The sequence below is a fragment of the Streptomyces sp. NPDC088553 genome (assembly GCF_044752965.1).
Classification (GTDB): Bacteria; Actinomycetota; Actinomycetes; order Streptomycetales; family Streptomycetaceae; genus Streptomyces.
Genome location: NZ_JBIVMG010000013.1, coordinates 171,611 through 197,975, shown reverse-complemented (window position 1 = coordinate 197,975; position 26,365 = coordinate 171,611). Strand labels below are relative to the sequence as shown.

Annotated in this window: 23 protein-coding genes and 4 pseudogenes; 12 read left to right on the top strand and 15 right to left on the bottom strand. The window is 70.8% G+C overall.

Translation table 11 applies throughout. The annotated features are described in order from the left end of the window. Positions 1 to 229 precede the first annotated feature (229 nt). Positions 230 to 397, top strand: coding sequence for a DUF6479 family protein (locus ACIP8Z_RS34160; protein ID WP_402090333.1), 168 nt, complete (start codon positions 230 to 232; stop codon positions 395 to 397). Positions 398 to 420: 23 nt separating this feature from the next. Here the strand turns inward: ACIP8Z_RS34160 and ACIP8Z_RS34155 are convergent, their stop codons facing one another. From ACIP8Z_RS34155 to ACIP8Z_RS34145, 3 genes are all read right to left on the bottom strand, one after another. Continuing rightward, entirely contained in the window at positions 421 to 1,068 is a 648-nt protein-coding gene (locus ACIP8Z_RS34155) for an RNA polymerase sigma factor (protein WP_402090331.1), read from the bottom strand. A 466-nt stretch (positions 1,069 to 1,534) separates the two neighbouring features. Beyond that, a complete protein-coding gene (locus ACIP8Z_RS34150; protein WP_402090330.1) occupies positions 1,535 to 2,524 on the bottom strand; it encodes a MerR family transcriptional regulator in 990 nt (329 codons plus the stop codon). A gap of 100 nt (positions 2,525 to 2,624) precedes the next feature. Further along, entirely contained in the window at positions 2,625 to 2,882 is a 258-nt protein-coding gene (locus tag ACIP8Z_RS34145; protein ID WP_402090328.1) for a DUF6479 family protein, read from the bottom strand. A 353-nt stretch (positions 2,883 to 3,235) separates the two neighbouring features. On the opposite strand from ACIP8Z_RS34145, the pseudogene ACIP8Z_RS34140 reads away from it, so the two are divergent. Further along, positions 3,236 to 3,562 (top strand): annotated as a pseudogene (locus ACIP8Z_RS34140) (NAD(P)-binding protein); the annotation flags it as partial. Positions 3,563 to 3,616: 54 nt separating this feature from the next. Here ACIP8Z_RS34140 and ACIP8Z_RS34135 read toward each other — a convergent pair. Then, positions 3,617 to 4,570 (bottom strand): helix-turn-helix domain-containing protein, encoded by a 954-nt coding sequence (locus ACIP8Z_RS34135; RefSeq protein ID WP_402090326.1) that lies wholly within the window; start codon positions 4,568 to 4,570, stop codon positions 3,617 to 3,619. Between the two features lie 124 nt (positions 4,571 to 4,694). Between ACIP8Z_RS34135 and ACIP8Z_RS34130 the strand changes: the two genes are divergently transcribed. The 4 genes from ACIP8Z_RS34130 (at position 4,695) to ACIP8Z_RS34115 (ending at position 11,775) form a co-directional block, all read left to right on the top strand. After that, positions 4,695 to 8,882: a S8 family serine peptidase gene (locus ACIP8Z_RS34130; RefSeq protein WP_402090324.1), complete on the top strand. Its 4,188-nt coding sequence runs from the start codon at positions 4,695 to 4,697 to the stop codon at positions 8,880 to 8,882. 343 nt (positions 8,883 to 9,225) lie between these two features. After that, positions 9,226 to 9,504, top strand: a complete 279-nt coding sequence (locus ACIP8Z_RS34125; RefSeq protein ID WP_402090322.1) for a GlsB/YeaQ/YmgE family stress response membrane protein — start codon at positions 9,226 to 9,228, stop codon at positions 9,502 to 9,504. Between the two features lie 667 nt (positions 9,505 to 10,171). Next, complete coding sequence (locus ACIP8Z_RS34120) at positions 10,172 to 10,387, top strand: hypothetical protein (protein ID WP_402090320.1); 216 nt, start codon at positions 10,172 to 10,174, stop codon at positions 10,385 to 10,387. An 83-nt stretch (positions 10,388 to 10,470) separates the two neighbouring features. Beyond that, complete coding sequence (locus ACIP8Z_RS34115) at positions 10,471 to 11,775, top strand: peptide ligase PGM1-related protein (RefSeq protein WP_402090319.1); 1,305 nt, start codon at positions 10,471 to 10,473, stop codon at positions 11,773 to 11,775. Positions 11,776 to 11,859: 84 nt separating this feature from the next. On the opposite strand, the gene ACIP8Z_RS34110 is transcribed toward ACIP8Z_RS34115, so the two are convergent. Then, complete coding sequence (locus tag ACIP8Z_RS34110) at positions 11,860 to 12,033, bottom strand: hypothetical protein (protein WP_402090317.1); 174 nt, start codon at positions 12,031 to 12,033, stop codon at positions 11,860 to 11,862. 88 nt (positions 12,034 to 12,121) lie between these two features. Between ACIP8Z_RS34110 and ACIP8Z_RS34105 the strand changes: the two genes are divergently transcribed. After that, positions 12,122 to 12,565 (top strand): hypothetical protein, encoded by a 444-nt coding sequence (locus ACIP8Z_RS34105; RefSeq protein WP_402090315.1) that lies wholly within the window; start codon positions 12,122 to 12,124, stop codon positions 12,563 to 12,565. A gap of 94 nt (positions 12,566 to 12,659) precedes the next feature. On the opposite strand, the gene ACIP8Z_RS34100 is transcribed toward ACIP8Z_RS34105, so the two are convergent. Further along, positions 12,660 to 13,241, bottom strand: coding sequence for a DUF2231 domain-containing protein (locus ACIP8Z_RS34100; RefSeq protein ID WP_402090313.1), 582 nt, complete (start codon positions 13,239 to 13,241; stop codon positions 12,660 to 12,662). Positions 13,242 to 13,530: 289 nt separating this feature from the next. Here ACIP8Z_RS34100 and ACIP8Z_RS34095 point away from each other — a divergent pair, with 289 nt between their 5' ends. Together ACIP8Z_RS34095 and ACIP8Z_RS34090 are read left to right on the top strand one after the other, a co-directional pair. Then, positions 13,531 to 13,845 (top strand): hypothetical protein, encoded by a 315-nt coding sequence (locus ACIP8Z_RS34095; RefSeq protein ID WP_402090311.1) that lies wholly within the window; start codon positions 13,531 to 13,533, stop codon positions 13,843 to 13,845. 611 nt (positions 13,846 to 14,456) lie between these two features. Then, positions 14,457 to 14,930 carry a hemerythrin domain-containing protein gene (locus tag ACIP8Z_RS34090; protein ID WP_402090309.1) on the top strand — a complete coding sequence of 158 codons (474 nt, stop codon included), beginning with the start codon at positions 14,457 to 14,459 and terminating at the stop codon, positions 14,928 to 14,930. A gap of 48 nt (positions 14,931 to 14,978) precedes the next feature. Here the strand turns inward: ACIP8Z_RS34090 and ACIP8Z_RS34085 are convergent, their stop codons facing one another. From ACIP8Z_RS34085 to ACIP8Z_RS34045, 9 genes and pseudogenes are all read right to left on the bottom strand, one after another. Next, a complete protein-coding gene (locus ACIP8Z_RS34085; RefSeq protein ID WP_402090307.1) occupies positions 14,979 to 15,515 on the bottom strand; it encodes a cysteine hydrolase family protein in 537 nt (178 codons plus the stop codon). A gap of 118 nt (positions 15,516 to 15,633) precedes the next feature. Next, positions 15,634 to 15,936, bottom strand: a complete 303-nt coding sequence (locus tag ACIP8Z_RS34080) for a helix-turn-helix domain-containing protein (RefSeq protein ID WP_402090305.1) — start codon at positions 15,934 to 15,936, stop codon at positions 15,634 to 15,636. A 212-nt stretch (positions 15,937 to 16,148) separates the two neighbouring features. Beyond that, positions 16,149 to 16,607 (bottom strand): annotated as a pseudogene (locus ACIP8Z_RS34075) (aldehyde dehydrogenase); the annotation flags it as partial. A 124-nt stretch (positions 16,608 to 16,731) separates the two neighbouring features. Continuing rightward, complete coding sequence (locus ACIP8Z_RS34070) at positions 16,732 to 17,859, bottom strand: aromatic acid exporter family protein (RefSeq protein ID WP_402090303.1); 1,128 nt, start codon at positions 17,857 to 17,859, stop codon at positions 16,732 to 16,734. 95 nt (positions 17,860 to 17,954) lie between these two features. Next, complete coding sequence (locus ACIP8Z_RS34065) at positions 17,955 to 18,359, bottom strand: DUF1622 domain-containing protein (RefSeq protein ID WP_402090301.1); 405 nt, start codon at positions 18,357 to 18,359, stop codon at positions 17,955 to 17,957. Positions 18,360 to 18,618: 259 nt separating this feature from the next. Continuing rightward, positions 18,619 to 19,143: an AAA family ATPase gene (locus ACIP8Z_RS34060; protein WP_402090386.1), complete on the bottom strand. Its 525-nt coding sequence runs from the start codon at positions 19,141 to 19,143 to the stop codon at positions 18,619 to 18,621. Between the two features lie 66 nt (positions 19,144 to 19,209). Then, positions 19,210 to 19,402, bottom strand: a pseudogene (locus ACIP8Z_RS34055) (IS5/IS1182 family transposase); the annotation flags it as partial. A 427-nt stretch (positions 19,403 to 19,829) separates the two neighbouring features. After that, positions 19,830 to 20,171 (bottom strand): hypothetical protein, encoded by a 342-nt coding sequence (locus tag ACIP8Z_RS34050; protein WP_402090299.1) that lies wholly within the window; start codon positions 20,169 to 20,171, stop codon positions 19,830 to 19,832. A gap of 33 nt (positions 20,172 to 20,204) precedes the next feature. Then, positions 20,205 to 20,827: pseudogene (locus ACIP8Z_RS34045) on the bottom strand (transposase family protein). A gap of 143 nt (positions 20,828 to 20,970) precedes the next feature. Here ACIP8Z_RS34045 and ACIP8Z_RS34040 point away from each other — a divergent pair. The 3 genes from ACIP8Z_RS34040 (at position 20,971) to ACIP8Z_RS34030 (ending at position 26,162) form a co-directional block, all read left to right on the top strand. Next, complete coding sequence (locus tag ACIP8Z_RS34040; RefSeq protein WP_402090297.1) at positions 20,971 to 22,644, top strand: hypothetical protein; 1,674 nt, start codon at positions 20,971 to 20,973, stop codon at positions 22,642 to 22,644. Between the two features lie 348 nt (positions 22,645 to 22,992). Next, complete coding sequence (locus tag ACIP8Z_RS34035) at positions 22,993 to 24,534, top strand: hypothetical protein (RefSeq protein WP_402090295.1); 1,542 nt, start codon at positions 22,993 to 22,995, stop codon at positions 24,532 to 24,534. 431 nt (positions 24,535 to 24,965) lie between these two features. Beyond that, positions 24,966 to 26,162, top strand: coding sequence for a S8 family peptidase (locus ACIP8Z_RS34030; RefSeq protein WP_402090293.1), 1,197 nt, complete (start codon positions 24,966 to 24,968; stop codon positions 26,160 to 26,162). The last annotated feature ends 203 nt before the right edge of the window (positions 26,163 to 26,365 follow it).

Genomic DNA, 26,365 nt, shown 5'->3' with positions numbered 1-26,365 from the left:
TCCGGGGTGTACGCGCCGGGCGCGTGTGTCTGGACGATGGCCATGGGATCTCCTTGTGAGCGTGCGGGAGCATGTCGTCCTGGATTGCGATGACTTCGGGCCCTTCGGATGCAGCCTTGACCCGTATGGCCCTGCGCGGTCATCGGCAGGCTCGAGGCGCGGTGACGAGCGAGGGCCCGTCGTTCACCTGCGCGTGCATCCGTCGTCGCCCCGACGTCCGAAAGGCCTGATGACGACGGCGTCTGCTCCCCGGACGGACGGCGAGCACCGGCTCATGCCGTACGACCTGAGCAGTTCCGGCCAGGCCGACTCGCAAACGCCGAGCGAGGAGAAGCGCAAGTGGCGCGGCATCTCCAGCGGGGGCTTCGGCAGCGGTGGTACCGGTCACGGGGACTGACATCGTGCGAGCGCGTGGGCGCCTCAGACAGGGGGTTCCATGCAACGGCGAAGGGAGTGCAGGGCGCGCCTGATGTGGCTCTTGACCGTGCCGAGTGGGAGTCCGGTCTCCTCCGAGATCTGCGCCTGGGTCATGTCGCCGTAGATCGCCATTCCGACCAGACGTCGTTGGACGGGCGAGAGGAGGCCGAGCTTCTGCAGGACGAGAACCCTGTTCAGCGTCTGCTCGCACTCGTCCCTGCTGTAGTTGCGGACCACCTGCGCGTGCTGACCCGTCAGTGCACGCTCGAGGTCGGTCCGACGCGTCCGTGCCGTACGCGCGTCCAGGATGACGTGACGTGCGATGCCGACGAGCCAACCGCCGAGAACGCCTCGCTCCGGCCGGTATCCGGCACGGCCGCGCCAGGCGGCGATGAACACCTGCTGTGTGACGTCCTCCGCGTCCTGAGCGTTGCCGAGTGCGCGGCGAGCGAGCGAATGCACCAGAGCGGCGTGCTCCTCGTACAGAGCGGCCAACGCGGCGGGATCGCCGCTCACGAACCGCCGCGCAAGCTCTGCTTCCGACTCGTCGAGCGTCGTCGAGCGGGTAGCCGGGTGCGCTGCCCGGGTGGGGGCCGCGTAGTGCGCCTGCGGGCTGCTTCGAGCAGGCGACGAGGGCTGAGCGGAGACCATGGCTTTCTCCTAAGGCACGGGGATGCACCGTCCCTCACACCGTCGCCAAATCGATGCACCACTGCAAGACGCATTGATGCTGCATCGAAATGGGGAGTGACATCTGCATCCCGGCTGGAGCAGCGCGGCGAAGCACGGGTATCCGCTGCTCGGACAGCCCAACGACTCCGAGGCATGGATCGCCCTCTCGGCCGGTGCCGGACTGCTCGCGCTCGCCGGCGCACTCACCGCTCGCCGCGTGGAGTGCACCCGCGAGCCCAGCGGTTTCGAAGCGTCGTCGAGAGCACCCGTTCCGCCACCACCGAAGACATGCTCGCACCGCCCCCGGGAGGGGAGTGGCACGCCATCTCCGCAGAACTGGTCCTGCCCGCGACCGAAGGCCGGACGTTCGGATCTGCCAGGGGGCGGACACGAGGCGTGCGGTGACCGTGTCCGTCGGCGGGCTGCCCCCGACTGCGGACCGGCGTCACGATTCCGGCGGGGGCTCGCCGTAGATGCGGGAAACGGAGTCGAGCGCCTCCCGCAGACCCCGGGGGCGCAGCATGCCCGAGTCGGGCGTCCGGCCCGCCCAGCCGGGGCCCGCCAGCAGTACCAGTGGCGCCGTCCGGGCACCGCGCAGACCGAACGTCATGCCCGCTACATGGCGTGCCAGCGCGTGGCTCGCCGTCGAACGCGCCTGGGACCACAGCACCACGGCGGCAGGACCGCACCTGCGCACCGCGGCATCCAGTGCCTCCGCCGGGACGGCGCCGCCGAACATCAGGGTCGCGATGCCCCGCTCGGAGAGACCTGCGGCAAGCGCCTCGAGCGGCAGCGTATGGGGCTCTGACGGCACGCACGCAAGCAGCACGGGAGCCGTCGACTTCCCCACGGAAGCAACGGCGGCGCGGCGAAGGGCGGTCGAGACCTGCCAGGACAGCAAGTGCTCGACCTCGACGTAACGGTCGTTCGAGGACTCCCATTTGCGGCCGACGGCATGGAGCGTGGGCACCATCACCTCTTCCCAGGCCGTCACGAGGCCGTAGTCGGAGATCACCTGCTCCAACAGGGTCTCCATCGCCGGGGCGTCCAACCGGACTGCCGCCCGGGCCAGACCGCGGCACTCCTGCCGTACGTCACCCAGGGGCAGTCCACCTCCCCCGGCCGGCTTGCGGCCCGGGGAGGGACCGGAGTCGGACGGGGCCGGAGCAACGGGTTCCCTGCCCGCGCCGGCCGGTACCCGGCGGTCGCTCCGGGCGGCCCGAGCGGCCTCCGCAGGGGGAATGCCCGAAGCGGTGAGACGGCACATCTCCTCGAGCATCGCGACATCGGAGGGGGACCAGCGCCTGTGCTTGCCGTCCGCGCGGACCGCCGGGCCGATGCCGTAGCGCTGCTCCCAGGAACGAACGGTGGTCGGCGACACCCCCAGGCGCTGGGCCAAGGCCCCTGTGGTGATTCCCAGACTCGTCTCGGCCATGCGATCAACCTTACGGTGCAGAAACGCTGCGTTATCTGAAAACGCTGCGCGAACCGGAACTCGTCCGGTCGGCGCCGGAGCCGCTGCCGACGCGTGACGACTACTCCCGCGGGGGCACAGGCGACGTCTCCGTACCGGCCCCGAGCTGGTACGGCCGAAGTCGATGCGCCCAGTCGGTGCGGGGAACGTCGAGGGGCCTTCGGTACGCGGACATCTCGCCCGGCAGACGGTCGGTGGGGGGTCGCAGCGGATGCGAGGCGGGGTCCGGCGGCGGGGCCTCCTCATCGCGGACCTTCGTCCCGAGGACGAACGCGCCGATCAGCACGGCTACGACGATCACTCCGATCAGAACGAGCACGATGGCCTCCCGTGAAGCGATGGATGTATGCGTGGTTTCGGTCCCCGGCACGGGTGCGGATGCGCGCGAGGCGAAAACACTCCCCGGGAGGCCGAGGGAGGGCCCGGGCACGGTGAAGGCCGATTCGGTTGAACCCGCGAATATCGACGCGAAAACGGTTCGAGTCGTGCGCGGGAGGTCGCTGATCGGACTCTGAGCGCCACCGAGGGCCGGCCGCCCGATCCACGCCCCCACAGGCCAGCAGGCGGACGTCGGCTGACCCGAACCCATCCCGGCGACGCCGTGAACGCCGAAGAACCGGTGGCGGGTGTTCCGGAGGCCGGAACGAGGCCGTGAGACAAGGGGTGGAACCGATGATCGGGCGAAGCATCGCCGTGGTGGGGGCCGGAGCGGCGGGACTCACCGCCGCGCACATCCTGTCCCGGAGACGCGACGTGGTCCTGTACGAGCCGGAAGGACGACTCGAAGGACACGCCCACACCCACGAGGTGGCCACGCCCGAGGGCGGCACCCTCCGCGTCGGCAGGGGCTTCATCGTCCACAACGAGCGCACCTACTCCCAACTCCTGCGCCTGTTCGGTGAGCTGGGCGTGGCCACGCAGGACTCCGAGATGAGCATGTCCGTGCGGTCCGACGGACGCGGCCTCGATCACGCGGGTGCGCGGGGGCCTCGTGGACTCCTCGGCGGCGGCAACGCGCGCCGCGGGCGCCGTCGGCCCCGGCCCGGCCGCGGGTCAGATCCAGCCGCGGCGTGCCGCGACGACGCCGGCCTGGAATCGGTTCACCGAGCCCAGAAGTTCGTGGAGGCGGCTCATGCGCCGACGCATGGTGCGGACCGACCAGCCCAGCTGGCGGGCTATGGCCTCGTCCTTGAGGCCGCTGACCAGCAGGGTGAGCACCAGACGATCCTCCTCGCCGAGCGGGTCCTCGGCGGGGGCGTCGAGCGGCAGGGCCTGTTTCCAGCACAGTTCCCAGTAGTCGGTGAGGGCGTCCAGCAGTGTGGAGGGGCGGATGACCGCAGCGCGCACGCCGTCGAGGTCCAGGGAGAGCGGCATCAGCGCCAGCCGGCGGTCCGCGATGGCCAGTTTGATCCGCAGACCCGGCATGACCCGGGCCTGCTCGCCATGGCGTACGAGTCCGCGGATGTCCTCGAGCACCCCCGGCCACTCCAGCGCTTCGGGGGCGTAGACCGCGCGGTAGCGCACGCCGCGCCCCAGCGCCGTGCTCTCCACCGGGTTGGAGGTGGTGAGTGCGTACGGCGGCCGGTCCAGTGTCATGACGTCCTCGCGCGCCTCCTGCTGGAGGCGGACGAACCAGCGGCCGAGCGCCTCGCGGCCGGTGGCGACCTCCACCTCGTCCTCCCCGGCGGTGCCGGCCTGGGCCGCGGCGAAGAGGCGGGACAGCTCGCCCGCCGCCGAACGGACCCGGTCCAACTCCGCTGTTCTGTTCCGTATCAGGGACTCGACCGCGGCTCCCGGCTCGATCGCCGCGTACCGGCGGCGGACCCCCGCGAGCCGCCCGACCAGGCCGTGGTCGTGCAGCCGGTCCAGCGCTCTGGCGGCGCGGAGGGGGGAGCAGCCGAGGTCGGCGGCGAGCTCGGCCGGGGCCGCCGTACGGCGGGTCAACACGGCCCGGTAGACGCTCTCGTCGAACGGATCGATGCCTGCCGCGGTGAGGTCGCTCGTCATATGCGGATCCTGGCCCACTTGTGCCAGGTGCAGCAATGGGCCGTCAAGATCCGTTGTACGGAGAGTGACTTCGGCGCTAGGACTTCTTCCCATGGCCAAGAACCCACGAAGAAGCCGACGTCTGGTGGCTGCCACGGTCACCACCGTCGCGCTGGCCGGGACGCTCACCGCGACACCCGGCACCGCGACCGCCAAGTCACCAGACTCGAACCAGCGGGTCATCGTCGAGCTGTCCGGAGACGCCGCCGTGGCAGCCGCCCCCGGTGGCTCGCTCACATCCCTGGCCGCCGGCGCCACCTCCGCCGTCGGCGACGCCCGACGGGGCCTGGCGGTACGGCAGGACGCCTTCGTCAGGACGGCACGGCAAGCCGGACTGCACCCCGCCGCACCCCGCGGACTCGGGCTGCTCGTCAACGCCGTGGCGATGACGGTGCCCGCCTCCGAGAGGGCACGGCTGGCCGCGCTGCCGGGCGTCATCGCCGTCCGGCCCGACACCCGGGTACAGGTGCGCACGGACAGCAGCGTCCCGCTGACCGGCGCACCCGACGTCTGGAAGCGCAAGGACCCGGCCGGGGTGAAGGCCACCGGCAAGGGCACGGTCGTGGCGGTCCTGGACAGCGGCGTGGACTACGGCCACCCCGACCTGGGCGGCGGCTTCGGCGAGGGCCACAAGGTCGTCGGCGGCTTCGACTTCGCCAACGGTGACGGCGACCCGATGGACGACAACGGCCACGGCACCCACGTCGCGGGCATCATCGCGGGCAAGGCGGCCGAGGAGGGAGGCGTCACCGGCATGGCGCCCGACGCGCGCCTGCTCGCCTACAAGGTCACCGGTGCCGACGGCAGCGGCTACACCTCCGACATCATCGCCGGCATCGAGGCCGCGGCCGATCCGAGCAACCCCCACCGGGCCGACGTCATCAACATGAGCCTCGGCGGCCCCGGTGACGGCACCGACCCGCTGGGCCGCGCGGCGACCGCCGCCGTGCGGGCCGGAGTGGTCGTCGTCGCGGCGGCGGGCAACGCCGGACCCGGCAGCGGCACCGTCAGCACGCCGGCGGCGGCCGAGGGCGTCATCGCGGTCGGCGCCTCCACCAGCGGGCTGCGGATCCCCAGCGCGTACCTGGCGGGCAGGGAACCCGAACTCATCCAGACGTACCGGGGCGTCCTGTCCGCGAACCCGCCCCGGAATCCGGTCACCGCGCCGCTCGTGGATGTCGGCGCGGGCACCGTGGAGGACTGGAAGCGCGTCGGTGACGTACGGGGCAAGATCCTGCGGGCCGACCTGCTCGTCGCCCCCAGCACGGACGTCCTGAGCCAGAGCGACATCGACTGGGCACGCGAAGCCGAGAGACGCGGCGCGCTCGCCGTGCTCGGCGGCCTCCCGGCCCACGCCGGCCCCGTGCTCGCCGCCGCCCCGGGAACCGTCGAGGCCCGGGAGACCCCTGCCCGCCCCGACCTCACCCGGACCGCCGCCTCCGGTGACTCGTTGCGCATGGACCGCCTGGTCGTCATGGGCATCGACACGACCCAGTACGCACAGCTGAGCCGTGAACTGGCCGCCGGAGAGGTGTCCGTCACCCTGCGCGGCACCGACTCCACCGACGAGATCGCCTCGTTCTCGTCGCGCGGACCCGGCACCGCCTTCGGACTCAAACCCGACCTGGTCGCACCCGGTGTGGAGATTCGCTCCGCGATCCCCACCTCGATGTACCAGCCCGGTGTCTACCGCATGTCGGGAACCTCGATGGCGAGCCCGCACGTCGCCGGAGCCGCCGCCCTGCTGCGCCAACTGCGCCCGGACCAGGACCCCGACGGGATCAGGTCCGCACTGGTAGGCACCGCGAGGGAGCTCGCCGGCACGAGCCCCACCGTCCAGGGCAACGGACGGCTCGACGTGGCCGCCGCGGCGTCGGCCACCCTCACCGCCTTCCCGACGAGCGTGTCGTTCGGCCTCGCCGACCTGGCGGAGCGGACCGTCGGTGGTACCGCGAAGGTTCGCCTGGCCAACCCCGGCAAGAAGCCGCTGGCCGTCACCCTCGGCAGTACCGGGCCCACCGCCGTGTCTCCGTCGCGGGTGACCGTCCCCGCCGAGGGGTCGGCGACCGTCACCGTGACCCTGCGTGCCGACCGCCCGGCCACCGACACGGAGATCAGCGGCCGGATCACGGCCACCCCCGCGCGCGGACCGGCCCTTCGGGTGCCGTTCCTGCTCGTCGTCCGGCACCTGGTCGTCCAGGCGTCCCCCGACCCGAGCGACGGCCGCTCCACCGTGCACATCGCCGCCCCGGCCGCCCTTGACGCGCCGCCGGAGGTCAGGGTCACGCCACCGCACGGCAAGGCCTTCACACTGCCCACCACCATGAACGGCGCCGGCTACTACCAGGCCGACGTGACCGGGAAGGCGGTCGGCGCCTACCGGTTGGCCGTGCGGGCCACGACCACCGACGGCCGGCGGATCACGGGAACCAGCGCCTTCGAGGTCACCCCCGCCCGCAGCCGTGGCGACCGCTGGGAGCCCATCGGCCCGAACAGCGAGGCCGGTCACGTCGCGCTCTCGCCCGCCCGGCCCCAGCAGGCCGTCGTGACCCAGTTCCGGAAGGCCGCCCCCTGGCTGACCACCGACGGCGGCGCCAACTGGCGCCAGGTGGGCAGGCTGCCGATTGCCGACGGCAACGGCACCGGAGCGGTCGTGGTCGACGCCCGCCGCCCCGATCGTTGGTGGTACGCCGTGAACACGGCCGCCGACCCCACCCGCCGGGGCACGATCCTGCGTACGGATGACAACGGCCGCACCTGGCGCAAGCTCGACGTGCCCGACGCGCACATCGACGAGTTCGTCGCGGACGAGCAGACCCGTACCCTCGCCGCGATCGTCGACGGCACACTGCTGGTCAGCACGGACGCGGGTGACAGCTGGGCGACGTACCCCACCGGCGTGACCGATGTCCGCGACGCCACCCTCACCGGCGACACCCTGTACCTGGCGACCTTCGACAGCGTCTGGCGCATCGACGGAGTCGGCAAGGGCGACCCCGGGACGGCGCACCTCGTCCTCGACGAGCCGGTGAACACCATCCGCGGCATGGCGGCCGACTCCACCGTGGTGGCGGCGTACGTCCCTGGTGCGGGCGTCCGCGGCTCCTACGACAAGGGCCGCACCTGGTCCACCCTGCTGCCCCTGGCGCAGGGCGGCAACGGACTGACCGCCTCCGGCGGCGACCTGTACCTGCGCGCGCTGTTCGGCGCCGGGCAGGTGAGCCGCGACCACGGCAGGACCTGGAAACCCGTGCCCGCGCCCTCGAAGGCGGCCATCGCGATGGACTACGACCGCTGGGCCGACGGCTCGGTGACGGTGTCCAGCGAACAGGACGGCCTGTACCGCGGCGCGGCCGACGGCACCGGATACCGGAGGATCGGCGTCCAGGGCCTGACCACCCTCGCCCTCGCGGCCAGCGGGGACCAGCTGCTCGCCGGAACGGTGAGCGGCACCTACCGCACCACCATCCCCGTCGCCGGCCCCGAGTGGGGCCAGTCCGGGGCGGAGGGCATGACCGGTCGTCTCACCTCGCACATCGCCGTCTCGCCCGAGGACACCAAGGTGGTGTGGCAGGTCCGGCGCACCGCGACCGGCCTCTTCGAGGTCTCCCGCAGCGGCGACGCCGGTCGGACCTGGCAGGTGAAGGGCACGTCGTCGGAGATACCGACCTCGCTCCTGGTCCACCCTGCCGACCCGGACCGGGTGGCGATCAGCTTCAGGAGCATCTTCGGCGACGGACTCTTCTCGACCTCCGACGGCGGCAGGACGTGGAAGAACCTCTTCCACGAGAGGTCCTTCGATGCCATGGCCGGTGACCCGCGCGACCCGCGGCGCCTCTGGCTGGGCAACGCCTCGGGCCTCTACCGCTCGGACGACGGCGGCGTCACCAAGACCAAGGTCGCCGAGGGCCCCGTCTCCGCGATCGTGATGGACGGCCGACGCCTGGTCGTCGGCGGATCGTCCGTCCGGGTCAGCAACGATGACGGCAGGACCTTCCGCACCGCCGACACCGCCCCGCTCGCGGTCCACGTCTCGGACCTGCTGCGGGTGAACGGAGCGCTCTACGCGGCCACCACCCGCTCGACCGCGTCCGGACTCGTCCAGGGCGGCCGGGGCGTACTGCGCAGCACCGACAACGGCCTCACCTGGGAGAACATCTCGAGCGGACTGCAGAACACCGACACCACCAAGCTGGCCGCCGCCCCCGACGGCCGCACGCTCTACGTCGGCGCGGTCGACGGCGGGGTACACCGCCTGAAGCTACGCCGCTGACCCATCCCGCACATGACGAGGACGACCACATGACCGGCGCGAGCGCCGACCCGGCCCGGAAGGCCCCGGGCCGGTCGATGCTCGGGCTGTGGGGTCGGTAGGTTGCTCGTCCGGCTTGCCCAGCCGGTGGGGGCGAGGAGCGTTTCGGCGGCCGGGTCTACGACCTCGCCCCGGGTGGAGTCAGCCCAACGTGGCTCCAGTCCCGCACGGCGTCATCGACCTGTGGTCTCGACACCGTTCCGTCCTGGCCTGGTGAATGATCAAGAGTCCCGATGTTTGTGACCCTCGGAACGGTGAAGACGAGCATTGACACCGACTTTATTCATCGAGGTAGGAGAAGCGCATGGGCATCATTGCTTGGATCTTGATCGGATTGCTCGCGGGCTTCATCGCCAAGGCGCTGATGCCCGGCAAGGACCCGGGCGGGATCATCATCACCATGCTGATCGGCATCGCGGGCGGCCTGCTCGGCGGCTGGCTCGGCAAGGTCATCTTCGGCGTCGACTCCATAGACGGCTTCTTCGATCTCTCCACCTGGATCGCGGCCATCATCGGCTCCGTCATTCTCCTCGTCGTCTACCGGCTGATCACGGGCAACAAGCGAAGCCACCGTCACGCCTGAGCGGCCCGGGCCTTGCCCAGACGGAACGGCTCCCCCTCGTCGAGGGCGGAGCCGTTTCCGCTGCGCAGGGCGCCGGAGACCAGCCGGCTGCCGACGGATCCAGACCGGGACGCGGGACACCGATCGACTCCGGTCTCGGGCAGGCCGTGGCCGCTGAATGCCCACCCCTACGAACTCGCCCTCATCGCATGCTGAAGAGCGGCCCACTGTCGGGCCCGCCGGCGCAAGGCAACCACCCATGAGCCCGGCTGTGCTCCCCGGCCTCGTCGACCGTTACTGGGCGCTTTCCGTACTCGACGCCGCGAGGGCGACTCTCCCGGCGCGGGGAGATCGAGGACGTCGAGCGGGCGGTCTGCGTGGCCACCGGCACGACGGACGTGCTCGCCCGCTCTGATTGCCGCCCGCCACCACCTGCCTCGTACCGGTCCCCTCTACGCCTCCGTGCTCGTCACCAGGCTGATCGGTCAGCCGTCAGGGGGACGTTACCGGCCCCACCTGCTGAGGCGGGGATGAGATGCGTGAGATCAGCGGGCGGGCGCCGGCCGGAAGGCGAGCAGTTCGGCGTGGAGCGACAGCAGACGGCGCCCGGGCGGCAGCTGCCCGGGGAAGGTCACCCATTCGGACGTGAGGGGCTGCCAGTGAGCTTGGCGCGGCAGAGGCTGGGCCCATGGCCGCCAAGCTGATCATCTACCCGCCCGACCAGCAGGGCTGGCGACGGGTCCGCTATGACGGTGTTGCCATCGGAGTGGCGCATCGCCCTTCCGAGGTCCGAGCCTTTCTCGCCGCGGCCGGTATGGAGAACGCCGAGGACGTCGACCTCACCGACCCCGACTTTGTGGAGTGGCGGGGGGCCGGCCCCGAGGCGTGGGAACCGTCTCCCTGACCTGCCGCCCCGTCCCCGTCCTGCGCCCGGCCGCGCCGGGGATGGGCTGCGCGGGGGATCCCTGGCCGACTACGGTCGGCCCTGTGGCGACCAAGAGGAGCAGAGCGGTGACGGAGACGGGCCCGATCGTCGTGTTCGCGAACTTCCTCTCGGACCTGGCGGTGGATCTCGACGAGGGCCAGATCCTGACGACGTGGGCCCAGCAGGCGCCCCGGAAGGCGTGGCTGCTGCGACCGGGGGACGTGTTCGTCACTCCCGTACCGCTGAGCCGGGAGTTCTTGCGGTACGTGTACGACCTGACGGGGGTGTCTCCGGAATCGGTGACGGTGGTCGAGGTGCCGCCCGCCGGCGCCGTCCCGCTGGCGCGCGCGGTGCGCGAGGCCGGCCTCGTCGAACACGTCCGGGCGCTCGTCGGCGACCGGGGTGCGGCGCTGCTGCCGACGGCGCTGGACGCGTCGGCGATCGCATTCGCCCGCGGCATCGGCATCGACGTCCACCCGTATCCCACGGTCGAAGCCGCGGAGGCTGCCCTGAGGGCGACCATGCTGCTCAACACGAAGAGCGGCTTCCGCGAGACGGCCGGGCAACTGGGCATGCGGCTGCCTCCGGGGCGAGTGTGCCGGCGCGGAGAGGCCGAGGCCGTGGCGCGTGATCTCCTGCGGGACCACGAGAGCGTCGTCGTGAAGCCCGACCGTTCGGCCGGCGGACACGGGATGCGCTTCGTGTCCCGCGACGACCTGAGGAGTGGGGCGGGCCTGCCGCTCGATGCGGTCGGTGGGCCCGAAGGCTTGTGGGTGGTGGAGGAGCACCTCGACGTGGCCGAGTCGGTCAGCGTCCAGGTGGAGGTCTCCACCTCCGGGACGCGTGTGCTCTTCAGCGGCGCGATGCGCACGGTTCAGGGCTCTTTCACGGGATACGCCTCTCCGCTGCCGGCGTCCTGCGCGCACGTGGCCGGCGAGCTGGAGGAGTGGGGGAGGGCCCTGGGCCGCTACCTGGCCGACCACGGCTACGCCGGGCCGTTCGGTCTCGACGCGCTGGTGGACAGGGAAGGTGTCGCGTACGCGAGTGAGAGCAACGTTCGCCGTACGGCCACCACCACACCGCACGCCATGGTCACCCGGCTGACCGAGGGATCTGCCAACGCGCACCCGGCATGGTCGGTGTCGAGGGGCTGGACACGGACTCCCATGGACTTCGATGAGGTGCTTGCCCGGCTGCGGGCCTCACGCCTCGTCTTCGACCCGGATCGCGGCGAGGGCGTGGTCCTCTACGCGGACGCGCCTCCCGACGGCCGCTCCTGGCGGTACGTGGTGATTGCGAGGAGTGCTGGGGACGTCGAGGAGCAGGAGAGCGCCTTGTCCGAGGTACTCGAATTCGAGGGTGGCTGACCCCACCATGACGCCGGTCCCGGCACGGGGGGCGCCGCCGCCGTACGGGAGTGCGATCAGGCGGGGCGGTCGCCGGTGCCGTAGTCAGGTGCCGTGCTCTTCGCGGTAGCCGCTGTCGCCGAGGTGCTTGTCCCGGTGGAACTCGGGGAGGTTCTTGACCTGTGCGTTCGTGCGGTCGACGAGAGTCTTCTCGTCCCTGGCGGCTGGGCAGGAGACGTGCCCGCATTCGACGAGGCCGCTTGCCCATCGCGGAGCCACGTCGCAGCCGATGCGTCGGGAAGACCTCCTTACGCCGGTCGGCCCAATCGCCGAACCGGAGAGGCGTCCTTCGGGCAGAACACCCTCCATGGACAGCAATCAGGAGATGGATCCAGCACACCAGGTTCCGGACGGCGTCGACGAGAAGACGGTGAGCGCTCTGGGTGCGCTGTCGAAGGCGCTGGAAACCACGGAGCGGGCTCGTGGCCACCTCTACGGGTTCCATCAGCTGACCGGGACAGCGGACTTCGAGCTCGGCGACGCGGTCCGACTCCTGCGGGAGGCGGGTTACGAGGAGCAGGCCGCCCGGGTCGAGCGGGAGATCGTGGGCCGCAACGTCATCCCGGGGCATTGGACGTTCCAGATCGTTGAGGCCTACAACTCCAGCTACTACCAGCCGTTCGCGGCGGTGGAACGCGACATCGTCGACGAACTGGTCGGCGGGCGCGACCACCTCACGGAGGCCCGCCTCAAAACGATTCGTCGCACCCCCCACCATCCTGACCACACCGCTACGCCCCCTCCTGAATGACGGCCCGGCTTGGCGAAGGTTCGGGCAAGGCTCACCCAGGACAGCTCCGATCCCGGCTCATCGGCGGGTGGGGTGCGGGCGCGCAGGGGCGCCCTCACGCTGCGGCGCGCGCTCCGACGGCCTGTCCGTAGGCCACGTGCCCGCCCAGCGCACCGCTGACGGCCACGGCAGCCAGCCCGCCGAGGGCCCACAGTCGGCCCTTCGCCGAGCGGCCGCGGAGCCGCGCGGTCAGGGACGCGGTGTAGCAGGCCACCGCGGCGACGTTGGAGACCGCGTGGGCCAGTCCGACCCGGGCCTGCTCAGGCGGCAGTTCCGCCCAGTCCGCCCAGCCGGCGACCGCCGCCGGGGCGACGCCGGCCAGTCCGACGGCGGTCAGGGTGGTGGCCGCGTGGGGCGCCCCGGGCACGAAGTCGAGTACCGAGGCCGACAGCCAGCATCCGATGGGCACCTGCACGAGCACAGGATGCACGGGGTGGCCCAGCGGCCTGCCGCGCAGGAGATCGCGCATGCCGCCCAAGGGGAGCGAGCGGATTCCCCGCTGCAGCACCCCGATGGCCGGATCGGCCACCGTGGTCCGCTCGAGCCGGTCCAGGGCCTTCAGCCAGCGTGCCGAGACAGTGTCGAGGGCCGCGGTCGGCCCGGCCGTGGGCGAGGTGTCGAGGCTGCGTGAGTTCATACACGACGCCTACCCGCTGCCGCGCCGCCATCCCGGCCCGGCGCCGACTGCACCCGAACGACAGGCCCGCCGAGGGGCCGCGATCTGCGTCGCCGTGCTGCTCGGGTCGGCGGGCGCTGTTGCGTCGGCCCGCGCGGAGCTCTTGCTCGCGGGGGCGGGTGCTGAGGCTGTTCCGGGGTAAGCGCTGCGCAAGCGGTTCGAGCGCACTCGCGAGGAGCCTGGCCTGACCGTTGAGGCTCTGGCCGCCAAGGCCGACGGCACGACCCGAACCAAGGAGAGGTCCGTAACCATGAAGCAGCAAAGCGCCGAGAAAGCTTCCCTCATCGCCGATCAGATCCGCGAGAAGGCGGAACAAGCCGCCCGGCTGGTGCGGGACAACACTCCCGACTCGGTCCTGGACAAGACGGCCCAAGCCGCCACACAGGTGTGGGACGGCGCGACCCGCGCCGGACAGTACGCGGCGGACAAGACCCCCGACCCGCTGCTGGAGAAGGCCGGCCAAGCCGCGACGGCCGTCCGAGGCAACCGCACTCCGCTCCTGGTCACCGGCGCTGTGATCATCGCCCTCGTGCTGGTACGTCGCAGCCGCGCACATCGCCGATGAAGGCCTCCAGCGCTGCCTGCAAGCCCGTCGGACTCCTCCTCGGAGCGGCGAGCGGCGAGCATGGTCGCGCGGCCTCGGCCGACCGATCGGGTGCAGCGGCCGTAGGTCGCCTGACCGGAGCCTCGCCGAGCTGACCACCTGGGGTGCCGGCCCGCCCGCTCCGGCCGGCACCACAGGTGGATCAGCACCCCCGCCTCTCACCGGAGGTGGTGACTCACCATGGCTGGAGCCTGCTCAGGGCGGGCTGCCACGCCCAACACCTCGGACTCCTGCCGGGTGGACAGACGCTTCAGTCGATCTGCCCCTTCCACGGCCGATCAGAAGGATGACCAGGACCACTCCGGAACATGAGGAAGTGAGGCCTGGCCTTCGGCCGCGAGTTTTTCGAGAGCTGTCATGCGCGGCACCCTCGTGATACGTGGACAAACCAGCAGTCGAACGGGTTTGTGTCGACTGAGCCTCTGCCCGACTCGGTATCTACCGGACAGCGTAGGAATGTCGCCCATTCTGACCGATCTTTCGTCCCGTGCGAGCATCACAAGCGTGGACCGGGTAAACGGACGTGGGGTGGCCGGCCGTGCCGCCTGGTCATGCGAAGACTGGAGGCTCTGGTGGACGGAATCGTGCTGCTCAAGGAAGACCACAAGACGGTCGAGAAGCTGTTCAAGCAGTTCGAGAAGGCCGCCGAGGACGCTCACGCGGAGAAGCGGAAGATCGCCGACAAGGTGATCGACGAGCTGACCACGCACACCTGGATCGAGGAGAAGATCTTCTACCCGGCGGCTCGGGAGGCGGCACCCGACACGAAGGACCACGTTCTGGAGAGCATCGAGGAGCACCACGTCGTGCTGTGGATGCTGTCGGAGCTCAAGGACCTGGACGCGGCCGACGAGCGGTTCGACGCCAAGATGAGCGTGCTGATGGAGAACGTCCGCCACCACGTCGAGGAGGAGGAGAAGGAGTGGTTCCCCGATGTCCGCAAGGCCATGGGGCGCAACCGCCTCACGGAACTCGGGGAGCAGATGGAGGCGGCGAAGAAGCGGGCCCCGGGCGAGCCCTTGGCGGTTCCGAGCGCCAAGCACTGACCGAGTGTCCGGTCGGACGGTTGATACGTGCGAGTAGGGCGACCTCCGTCAGGTGAAGACCTCCGTCGCGGGGACGATGCGGGCCGCCATGTTGATCTCCATCATGGTCAGGGCGGCGTCTGCCAGGTCCGATCGGATGTGGGCGACGGCATCGCGAGCGATGGTGACGGACAGGTGCCTGATGTGGGCGTCGAGCGCGGAGTAGAGCACGCACTGCTCCGTCACCTGCCCGCACAGTACGAGATGGCCGACACCCAGTGTTCCCAGCAGGTAGGCGAGGGGTGTTTCGTAGAAGGCGGAGTGCCGTGCCTTGACGATGAAGTAGGAATCCTCGTCCGGCCGTACGGGTTCGACCAGGCCGGCGTGGGGGCCGGCCAAGGCGGCTTCGAGGATCTCCCCGTGGTGGGAACGCCACTTCCCGAAGTTGTCGTTGACATAGATCACCGGAAGTCCGCGTCGGCGCGCTTCCTCCAGCAGGCGGGCCACGGCGGGCAGAGCCTGTTCGACGGAGGGGATCAGCTCATCGGCGTCCTGATGGTCGTACGTGTTCAGCATGTCGATGATGACAACCGCGGTCTTCGTCATGCTTTCCACGCTGCCAGAAATGCCCGGGCGCGAGACGATGACACGAGCGACGTTGCGGATCCTCCGCCCGGATCCGGCCGCGAAGCAGCGAGTCCGAGGCAGGCACCGCACCACCGGTTCATGGTGCTGTACGTCGGATCGTCTCTCCAGGTACAAGGCGCTGCTGAACCGTTCCGGATACACCGCGCCGTTCCCGGGGGCGAAAAGGGCGCGCCGGGTGGTGGGCCCGGTGCTGGCGGCACAGCCGCAGCTTGAAGTGCGGCGGCCCTCTGCTGAGGCGCCGCATCAACGCGTCGACGACCTGGCGGTCCGTGACCCCGTAGAGGTCGCACAGGTCCCGCACATCACGGGGCTTGATGACGCGGCGGCCGTTCTCCGAGTGACTGATCTCGGGCTGGGAGATCAACAGGTGTTCGGCCACCTGGTACTCGTCAGGCCGCTGGCCAGGCGGAGCCGTCGCAGTTCCGTGCCCAGGCGAACGCGTTGGTCGTGCGGAAATGATCAACGAGCCTTGAAGCCGAGCGTCACGCGGTGCGAGCTGGGGCCATGATCGCGAAGTGGTGCAACGTGCCCCGTCGCGGCCACTGTTCGGGTGCGGCTCCGCCGACCCGCGTACGACCCAGCCTGTGGTGATCAATGCTTGAGGGCCTGCTCCAGCTGTTGCTTGTTCATGTGGGAACGGCCTTCGATGCCCTGCGCCTTGGCCTCCTGGCGTAGCTCCTCCACGGTGTGCCCGGAAGAACCAGCCGTGGCGCGGCCTCGTTTGCCGGCGGATGCCCGGCGGCTGCTGCCGTTGCTGCCGTTGGGGTGGAGGACGACCTTGGTCCAGCCGTCGTCGCGGTTGTCGAAGTGTTCGTAGGCCGATGAGGCCTCGTCGAGGGTGAGCTCGTGGGAGACGAGGAAACTCGGCTCGGCCTTGCCGCCGACGATGAGGTCGCGCAGGGCCCGGTTGTAGCGTTTGACGGGTGCCTGGCCGGTGCCGACGCGCTGGCCCTTGAACCAGAGCATGCCGAAGTCCAGCGGCACTTTGCCCTGGGCTTCGAGCTCGCCCTGGGCCTCCGCGCCTCCCGGGTCCTCGGGCAGGAACACGCCGCCTATGGGCGAGCTGATCGCGGGGCGGCGTCCTGCTGCCTTGGCGGCTGACGCCTCTCATACCGCGCCTACCCCGCCCCGCGCTCACCGCACACCACGGCCGGGACCATCTGAGCGAAGGTCCTCAGATCGTGGCTAGGCTCTGCCGGCCCGACCGGAGGTCGGCCAGGAGGCGGCCGGCATCCGTGAGGAGCGTGCCCTGCACGGCGCGTACGGCCGGGGAGGCTCCCGGGGTGGTCCGTTCCTGCTGTTGCACCCGATCGAGTTCGGCGGTCGCTGCGTCGATACGTGCGCCGAGCTCCCCATCGGTGGGGGACACCCGGCCCATCTCCTCCATCACCGTGGCCACGGCGCGCAGGACACCGCTGAACCCGGGCCGGAAGGCGGCCGGGAGATTCCCGAGTTCGCCGCTGTCCAGGGCGTAATCCAGGGTCCGGGACATGGAGCGCAGGTGGTCCATGCTGCGTTCGGCGACGGTGATTGCCTCCCGAGCGCGGGGGAGGGCCTCGCCGGACCCGCTGGTGGTCGGACGCGGGTTCATGCGGCCGTTCTCGATTTCAGCTTCGATGGTGTGGCGGATGCGCTCGCACTCGGCGGACAGGCTGCGCCAGTCGCGGCGCCACCGACGGAGGTGATCCCGGTCGGGATCGTTCGCTTCGAGGGTGTCGGCGAGGTCGTCGAGGCGCCGGGACATGGTGCTGTAGAGGTCGGTGACGGCTTGCTGCCGGTGGTGGGTGTGCCGGGCGGGAGCGAGGACGAAGTGGGCGGCGAGGCCGCAGAGCGCTCCGATGCCCACGGACGCGACCAGCTGGCCGATGTAGCCGATCTGTCCCTGGCCGGAGGAGAACGCGAAGAAGCCGACGATGGCGACCTGGATGCCCTGCTCGCCGAAGCGCCGGATCCTGCCGATGCAGAGAGCGATCAGGGTGAGGAGGGCGAACGTCCAGCCGTGGATGCCGGCTACGGCCGCCAGGGTGGCGGCGAGCGTGGCTCCCGCTGCCACGGCCACCGAGTACTGGAGACAGTCCCGGACCGACCGGTACACGGTGGCCTGTAGCGCCACCAACGCGGTGAAGGGCGCGAACGTCGACACGGCAGGCGGCAGCAGGTACCGCGCGAGGATCCACGCCGCCATCGCCGCGAGCACCGTCTTGGCGACCAGTAGCACGTGGTCCCGCTCGCCCCCGGCTCCTCGCGCCGCGCGGCCCAGATAGCCGGCCCGTTCCGTGACCGCCGGCCAGATCCTTCGCACCGCATCCACCCCTCTGGGCAAGACCGATCACCTCCGAGGTGCGCCTGCCCCGCCAGCCGTGGTCAACGCTCGGGTCCGCGTCACGAAGGGGGCTTTCAGCGAGCCGCGAAGCGAGGCCCGGACCCTTTGCGGTCCTGCTCGATCTCGGCCCGCTCCTCCGCGATCTCCCGGGTGAGGAAGAAGTTCAGGAGGGTCCGGATCGCGGCGATGGCCGCCAACCGCCCGATCTCCGTGAAGCCGGGGGCGACGGCGGTGCGCAACACATCACCCGCGAGCTGGAACTCCAGTCCCAGAACGAGGAAGCGCCCCAGGCTCAACCGGATCTTGCTGAACTCACCGATGAGCGATCGCCTGCGGAGCCCCGTCGAGGCGAAGCGGGCGAACGCCCACAGCGCACCGGTGAAGATGATCAGTGCGCCGGCGGCCTCGATCACACGGACGAGCCATCCGATCAGCTCCTGGACCCCGGACTCGGACAGTGGGCCTGTGGGCAGCGTCATTGCGCCCGTCTACCCGGCCGCAGCCGTTGCACGGGCGAATTCGGGGCACGAGACTCAGCTCACGCCGGAACCCCGGTGCGCTTTGCGCTTCGCCCCCACGCAGCATCCCGACGGCGCGTCATCCTTGCGGCGCCAGCCCTGTGAACAGGGCGCCCTCCGGGTCGTAAAGGGTGGCCCATCGGCTAGGGCCTGTCCGGCGGATCTCTTCGGGCTAGGGCAGGCACGCCCAGGACGGCTGAGTTGGCGTGGGCCGCGGTGGTCACGCGAATGACGGCCACCGGTCGGCGGCCCACTCCCGCCAGCCCACCCAGCCGGGCGGCGGGCCGGCGACTCCGCGGCCCTCCAGCTCCGCCGCGTCGGGCTCCTCAAAGTGCGCCCGCCCGTGCATGATGTCGGCCTCGGACATCGGCAACGTCTCCTCGGGGGTGGTCGCCCAGCGTTGGGCGATACGGGCGCGTTGGGTCTCATCGTCCACCGGCAGGTAAACCATGCGGAAGCACGCCTCCTCGGCCTCCACCAGCCAGCGGATAGCGGACCGTTCGTCCCGAGACCAACAGCCATAGTCCACGACGACGTTGGTGCCCAGTTTGACCGCCTCCAAGGCGAGCCAGAGCATGCGCCCCTCCAGCACGTCGCGCTTCCCGTCCGCGTCTGTCTCGCCGAACAGGGGAATCATCCAGTCGTCGGGCGTCAGGCGCAGCGCGCCGCGCTCCGCAGCGAGCTGCCGAGCCCGCGTGGTCTTTCCGGCCCCTGGCAAGCCGACCATCAGGAACAACGTGGTCACACCCAGATCGTGGCAGGGAAGCCCATCGGACGACCACCGCTTTATCCTCCGATCACGGGCTGAGCACAGACGGATGGAGGCCACGGTGGCAGTGCCGTGGAAGACGTAGGCGCGCTTGTGGTGACGCGTAGCCACGGCGCGGAAGTGGCTTGAGCCGGTTGATCGCGCGCTCGACCTCGTTCCGGCGCTTGTATTTCTCCTCGCCGAACCCCGCGGGCCGGCCCCCTCGACTTCCTCGGCAGCTGCGGTTGGCCCGCTGGTGGACTCCCGTGCGGACCCGGAACAAGATCCCGTTGATCACTGTTCGGTGGTCATTCCAACGCCCGCCACGGCCTCCAGGCTTCGGCAGATGGGGCGTAAGTCGCGCTCACTCGCCATTCGTCAGATCACCCCGCCCCACGAACCACACAATGGCCCCGACGCAAGGCGGCCGTCACATGATCCGCCGGACAGGCCATAGAGCCCCGAGTCATTGCCCACCCATCCGGGCTGCATCTGTCAACTGCCGCGCCTCGGCTGCTGCGGCGGGGGTTGGCCGCTCGGAGACGACAGATCGGCACCCGACGGCGGCGGACCTGCAGCTGCCTGGCGCTGACGACCCTGGCCCACCTTCGCTGCGGTCACACCTTCCGAGCTCGCAGCCAGATTTCGCGTGGGCTTGCCGCCAGACGTAACGCCGCGCGAAGTCAAAAGCCAAGCTGCAGGGGAACGTCTGATCGCACGAGGCGGACTCGACCGGCTGGTATGCGGCCGGGCAGATAGACGAATCCGTTGCCGTTGTCGAGGAGCAACCCCTCATCGATGCCGTCCACGGACCAGATGTCAACCGGCCCACCGGTGTTGTTGATCTGAAGGAAGAACCCTGCTTCCTCCTCGCCTCGACAGACGAATATCCCCTCCACCTCGGGGCGGCGGCTGCCGGCGATTCCCCGTGCGGCGCCCATCCGGGTCCAATCGAGGCCATGCTGTGCGATCGATTGCCGATTGAGCACGGACGAAACATGGAAGAGGTTCGAGGTATCAAGCACGCCAGGAGTATAGGAGGCGGCGAGGCTTCCTCCTCAGGTTGAGGCGGTCGGCTCCAGGGTGAGGACGGCCTTGACGAGGTCGGTGATGCGGGTGGTGCTGCAGCGGAGCTTCCGCAGCAGGCGCCAGGACTTGAGGGCGGCCATGGCCTGTTCGCCACGTGCGCGGATCTTCGTGTGGGCGCGGTTGACGGCCTTCTTCCCAGCGGAGAGCTCGTCCCAGCGGCCGCGGACGGCGGGGTCGGAGCCCCGGTACGCCTTGTCGGCCCAGCACTGGATGCCTCCAGTGTTGAGTGCTTGCCGGAGTGGCAGGGGCGGTCGGCCGCGATGCGGTCGATGGTCAGCAGGGTTCCGTCCAGGATCACGAACGCCTTGCGTGCGGCAACCGCCATGGCCTGCTGGAGGGTGGGGGCGATCACGGCCAGGACGTCCACGGCCTCGGTGACGTAGCGGTGGGCGGTGGCCAGGCCGACGCCGAACCCGGCCGCGAGTTGGGCGAAGATGTGACCGCAGCGCTGATGGGCAAGGGTCATCAACGCCTGTCGGCCGCACGTGAGTTGACACCAGCGGGTGCCGATCCACCGCCGAGCGGTCAGCTCCCCCCGCAGCAGTCGTCGTGCGGAAGTGGACAGGTCCAGTCGGGACGGGTAGACAAGCACGCGAAGCTCCTGGCCGCGTAAGTTGATCTTGGTCGACAGCCCATCTGCCAGGAGCTTCGTCGTTCTGCCACGCCAACACCAGTGGCCCCCAGCCATGTTGGAATGGGCTCACTGCCGCCCGTCTCGTGGCTGATACTGCCTGCATGGGGGATCACGACACCGTACGGGTGCGACTGCGCGCCGCTCTGCGCGCCGCCGACCCGTGGACCGCGCTGTATGTGCTGAACACCGACCGGCCCGACGGTCTGGCCGAGGCCGTCGAGGACCTGTACCGGTCGGACGCGGACAGGGGCGTCTTCCGCCCCTACCTCGCCTGGTTCCTTGGGGGGCTCGGCGAGACCGGTGACGAGGTGCTGCTGCGGTTGTTCGCCGAGCCCGTACTCACCGCCGATGACCGCCAGGACCTGCTGAAGGCCGCCGTGGCACGCGGACTGCGGCTACCCGCGGAGCTGCTGCGCCTGTACGCGGGGGAGGGCCTTGCATCCGGTGGGAGCGATGCTCGCGCCGACGGCCCGCCCGCCCCCGAACTCGTCGATGCCATGGGACTCTCCGGCGATGCGTCCTTCGCCCCGCGCCTGGGAGCCCTCCTTGAGATCCCCGCCGTGCGATGCCGCGCCGCGCTCGCGCTGGGCTGCCTCGGGGCCCGCGCGTGGACGGCCCCGATCGCCGGCCGGCTGTCCGAGGTGACCGGCCTCGACCACACGGCGTTCGCCGTCGCCCTGGAGCTGATGGGCGATCCCGCCGCCGTACCGTACCTGCTTCGACGACTGGTTGAGAGCGGCGATGAGCAGGTGTACGACGTCCACCACGCGCTCGTACGGCTCACCGGACGCGACCCGCTCCTGCCGGAGCGGGTGAACGGGGCGGCGTACGCGGCGGCCGTGCGCGCTGCTTGGGCCGACGGCCGCACCGAGCGCGCGCCCGCGGTGGTGCGGGACCTCGTCGTCGAGTCCGGCGCGCGGGCGCGGTTCTCCGTCGACGGGGGCGCGGGCCGGATCCGGGTCGCCTTCGACCCGCCGTCGCCCGGTTCCTCGTGGCCGCGCTGGAACCGGTCCCTGACGTTCGACGGGAAGCCGCTCTACCGGGTCGGCTCGTTGTGCGACACGTGCGAACTGGGCCTGACGTTGCTGGACTGGCCGGGAGACGAGGCGATCCGGATCGCGGCCCGCATGCGCGGGCGGCTGGCCGGCCTGGACCGGCTCGACGCCGCGCTGCTTGCCGAATGGACCCCTGTGCTCGGCGAGCTGGAGACCGGTCATTACCAGGCCCTCCTGCTCGACCTCCCACTGGAGCGCGTGTCCGAGCCCGCCCGGTCGTGGTGGTACCGCCGCGCGGTGGCCCGGGCGCAGGAGGACGGCGACGACTCGGACCACGGCGACGACTCGGAGAATGCGGACGCCTCGGAAAGCGGTGACGACGGTGCCGAGGACCACTGGCCCGGAGTCTCGCACTTCCAGCTCGCCGCGCCCGTTCCGGGCGGACGGGTGCCGTTCACCTACGGCGCCCTCCTGCCCTCGCAGCCACTGGAGGCGCTCGACCCGGCGACCGTCGCCCGGCACGCGGCCGCCATAGGCGCGGGGGAGCGGCCCGCCGCGGTGGTCCTCGGCTGGATCGACGACCGGTACGTGGAGGCCCGGCACGAGGAGCGGTGGCTGGTGGGTGCGGTACTGGACGGTCATCACCGGCTCGCCGCGTACGCGGCCGCCGGCGTGCCGGCCCGGGTACTCCTGCTCGCCCGTGTGGGCGGGGGCGCTGGCGGCGACGCCAGCCTGGAGGGACTGGCGGAAGTGGCCGCGGCGTACGGCTGCCGGCACTGACGGCCTCGCCATCGCCCACGACGACCGCCGGCGGTCCGATGGGGGACAGGACGATGCGCTTGCCCGGGTCCCTTCACGGCTCGCCCGACGAGATGGACCGGGAGATACGGCTGGAGGTTCCCCGACGGCCGACGGGCAGCGCAGCCGTCCGGCCAGTGCCGGCCTGCGCCGTCCACCGTGACGGAGCTCAGGCGGAACAGTCGCCCACCGTGCGTCCGATTGCATCCTGTTGTGCAGCAAAAGGGCAGGTCAGAGGCGCAGGATTCTGGTTGACCACACTTCCGGTACGGGCGATAGTGACGGCTGCGGCCGCGTTCCTCCGGCCTGCTGTACCAGGGGTGGGGACTCTTGAACCACAACAAGGACAACGCGGGTCACGACACGCGTCACGACACGCACGACGAGATACGCGACAACGTCCGTGACGACGTTCGTGACGACGTTCGTGACGACGTTCGTGACGACGTGCGAGGGCGGGTCGAGGCACTCGTCGCCGTCGGCCGACCGACCGAGGCGCGGGCCACTGCGCGCACCGCGCTTGACACCGACGGCCCTGACACCGGGCTCTTCCTCGCGCTGGCCCGCGCCCATATGGCCGAGGACGACGACGATCACGACGACGCCGCCGAGCGGGTCTTCCGTGAGGGCCTGGACGCCTTCCCGGACGACATAGGCCTGCTCGCCGGGTACGCGGAACTCTGCGCCCGCACCGACGCGCTGGACAGGCCGGGACGACATGCCCGGGGCCCCGTGCTCCTGACCCGCCTGCGGGAACTCGCGCCGCATTCAACGGAGTTGCTGCGGGCCGAGGCTGCGGGAAGCTCCGTTTCCACACGCGCCAAGGACAGCGGCTCGGTGCGCCGGGTGCAGTCGTTCGACGCGGCCCGCGCCTTCGCCGAAGCGCCCACGCCTCGGGCTGCCGCCGCTCAGGCCGCGCAGGGGGCAGCCGCGGCCCCGCACGATCTGCGGCTCGCCGTGCTCGCCGAGACAACGGCCGCTCTCGCCGCCCCCGGCCGGACCTGGCCGCGCCTGCTGCTGCGCCGCGGCCTCGAATACCGCTTCGCCACGGGTGCGGTCGTCGCTGCGCTGATCGTCCTGCGCCTCGCCGTTCTGCCGAGCATGCCGTATGGCATGGCCGCGGGGGTGGGGCTGCTCCTGGGCCTGCCGCTCCTCGGCCTCCGCAGACTGCTGCGGGCCGCCCGCGAGCGGGCCGCCGAGCGGGTGGCCGCAACCGTTGCCGAGGCCGTACGCGGTGACGACGCGGGTGTCGAGGGCGAAAGGCCCGGGGCGCCGGAGCTGCCGCCCGTGCCGCGCGTCACCACTCGTGAGTACGCTTTCGCCGGAGCCGGACTCGCACTTCTCCTGGTCATCGGCGTCACGGCGTACATCTCCTCCCTCGCTTATCCCCGCTACGACATCGTCGCTCACGACACGTTCCGGGGTCTGCAAGGCTTCGACCTGCGTGAGGAGTTCGACCCGTTCGACACGGTGCCCGAGGGCGAGAAGGGAGAGTCGACGGCCCGGGTCTACGTGGCTGGGGACGCCGCTTCTCCCGACGCCGCCGCCGAGTACCTGGTGGCCGTGACGACCGGAGACTTCCACGAGATGCGGGAGTCGTACGTGTACGACGGCGGGCTCTTCCCCCAGGAGACGGAGCAGGTCGGGATCGTCCACGACAGCTGGCGGGCCGGGTCCGGTCCGCATGGTGCCTGGATGCGGTGCCTCAGGTACACCGAGGTGGCCACCGGCACGCTGCGGGCGATGTGCGTGTGGGGCGACCAGGGCAGCATCGGCATGGTCCTGTTCACGGCTACAGACAAGAACCGCGACGCGGTCGAGGACACCGCCCGGTCCGTCGGCGCCGACTTCCTCCGGCCCGCCGCGGGCTGACCCGGCACGTCGAGACCACAGCACCGAGACAGCGACCGGAGCACCGAAACAGTCGACGCCCGCCCCGCCCACCCTCGTCGAGCGCGCCGCGCCGCTCCGTCGCGAGGGAGCCGATGCCGGGGACGGAGGAAGGATCGTCCTCTCCGTGTGCGAGTACCTCGTGGCTGTTCAAGGCTGGTTCGTTACGCGGGTTGGGCGTCGTGTGATGAGGTAGCCATGCCGGCCGAGGCGTCGGTTCGGGGACGTCGGACGGCACGGTCTCTGTGCCGGCCCGGCAGTGGGGTGGTGGGGATGGAGGTCTTCCTTCCCCGACCCGTTCGGACCGGTGCCACCGCTTCGGCGGAACGCATTGCGGTGACGCTTCCGGCATCCGCCTGAATCGTTCGGAATGTGCTAGCCAGTGATCGTTTCTGCGTGCTGCGCTCGGCGGCGTGAACACACGTACCAGACTCGCCTTCGCGAGCGCCTCCCTGACCGCCGTGGCCCTCGCCGTCCCGACGGCGACGGCGGCCGAGCCCTTCGCCGAGCCGGAGCCGACCCCCGCGCCGCTGGTCACCGCCGCCAACGCGGTGCCCGGCCAGTTCATCGTGACCCTCGACAAATCGATCGACGCGGCCAAGGCGACGGAGCAGCTGGGCCTGAAGCCCACGTTCGTCTACGACAAGGCCATCAACGGATTCGCGGCGCCGTTGACCGCGCAGCAACTGGACGTCGTCAGGAAGACTCCGGGGGTGGCGTCGGTCGAGGAGGACGCGGTGGTGCACGCCTCGCCCCAGCTGTCCACCCCCGCTGTCCCCCGGAGCCCGGCCGCCACCTGGGGCCTGGACCGGATCGACCAGTGGAGTCTGCCGCTCGACAACGACTTCACCACCCGGGGCAGCGGTGCCGGGGTGACCGCGTACATCCTCGACACCGGCATCGACATCAATCACGACGAGTTCGGCGGCCGTGCCACCTTCGGCTTCGACGCCATGGGGGACGGGCGTTACGGCCAGGACTGCAACGGCCACGGCACGCACGTCGCCGGAACGGTCGCCGGCAGGACGTACGGGGTCGCCCGCAAAGCCAACCTGGTGAGCGTCCGCGTGCTGGGCTGTGACGGCCGGGGCTCCTACTCGGGGATGATCGCCGGCTTCGACTGGGTCGCCAAGAACGCCAGGCAGCCGGCCGTCCTGAACGGCTCGCTCGGCGGTGACAGGTCCGTGGCCCTCAACAACGCCGCCACAGCCCTCGCCACCGCGGGAGTGCTGCCCGTCATCGCGGCGGGCAACTCCTCGAAGGACGCGTGCGAGGTCTCGCCCGCGTCGGCGGCTGGCACGGTGACCGTCGCGGCTTCCAACGTGTGGGACGAGGAGACGTCCTTCTCCAACCACGGCCGGTGCGTGGACCTCTTCGCGCCGGGCCAGGACGTCGTGTCGGCGAAGCTGGGCGGCGGATCCGTCGCCATGAACGGCACATCCATGGCCGCCCCGCACGTGGCCGGCGTCGCCGCGCTCTACAAGGCCCAATACCCCGCGGCGAGCCCGGCCGAGATCGGCCAGTGGCTCGATGGCAACTCCACCAAGGGCGTCCTGAACAACCTCAGCACCGGCACCCCCAACAAGCTGCTCTACACCGGCGGCCTGTAACCCGAGGCTCCGCCCACGCCCTGGTCGCGACCCGGGCGTGGGCGCGCCTTCTGTCTCGCCTCGCGAGCGCCGCGGTCCCGGTCGGACGGCGGCGTCCAGACCGAGTGGGGATTTGCCGCTGGTGGCGGCCCTCGTTGCTCGGAATCCGCAAGAGCGGCGTGGTCGCGGTCTTCTACGGCGTCAACATGCTGACCCCTCCGACG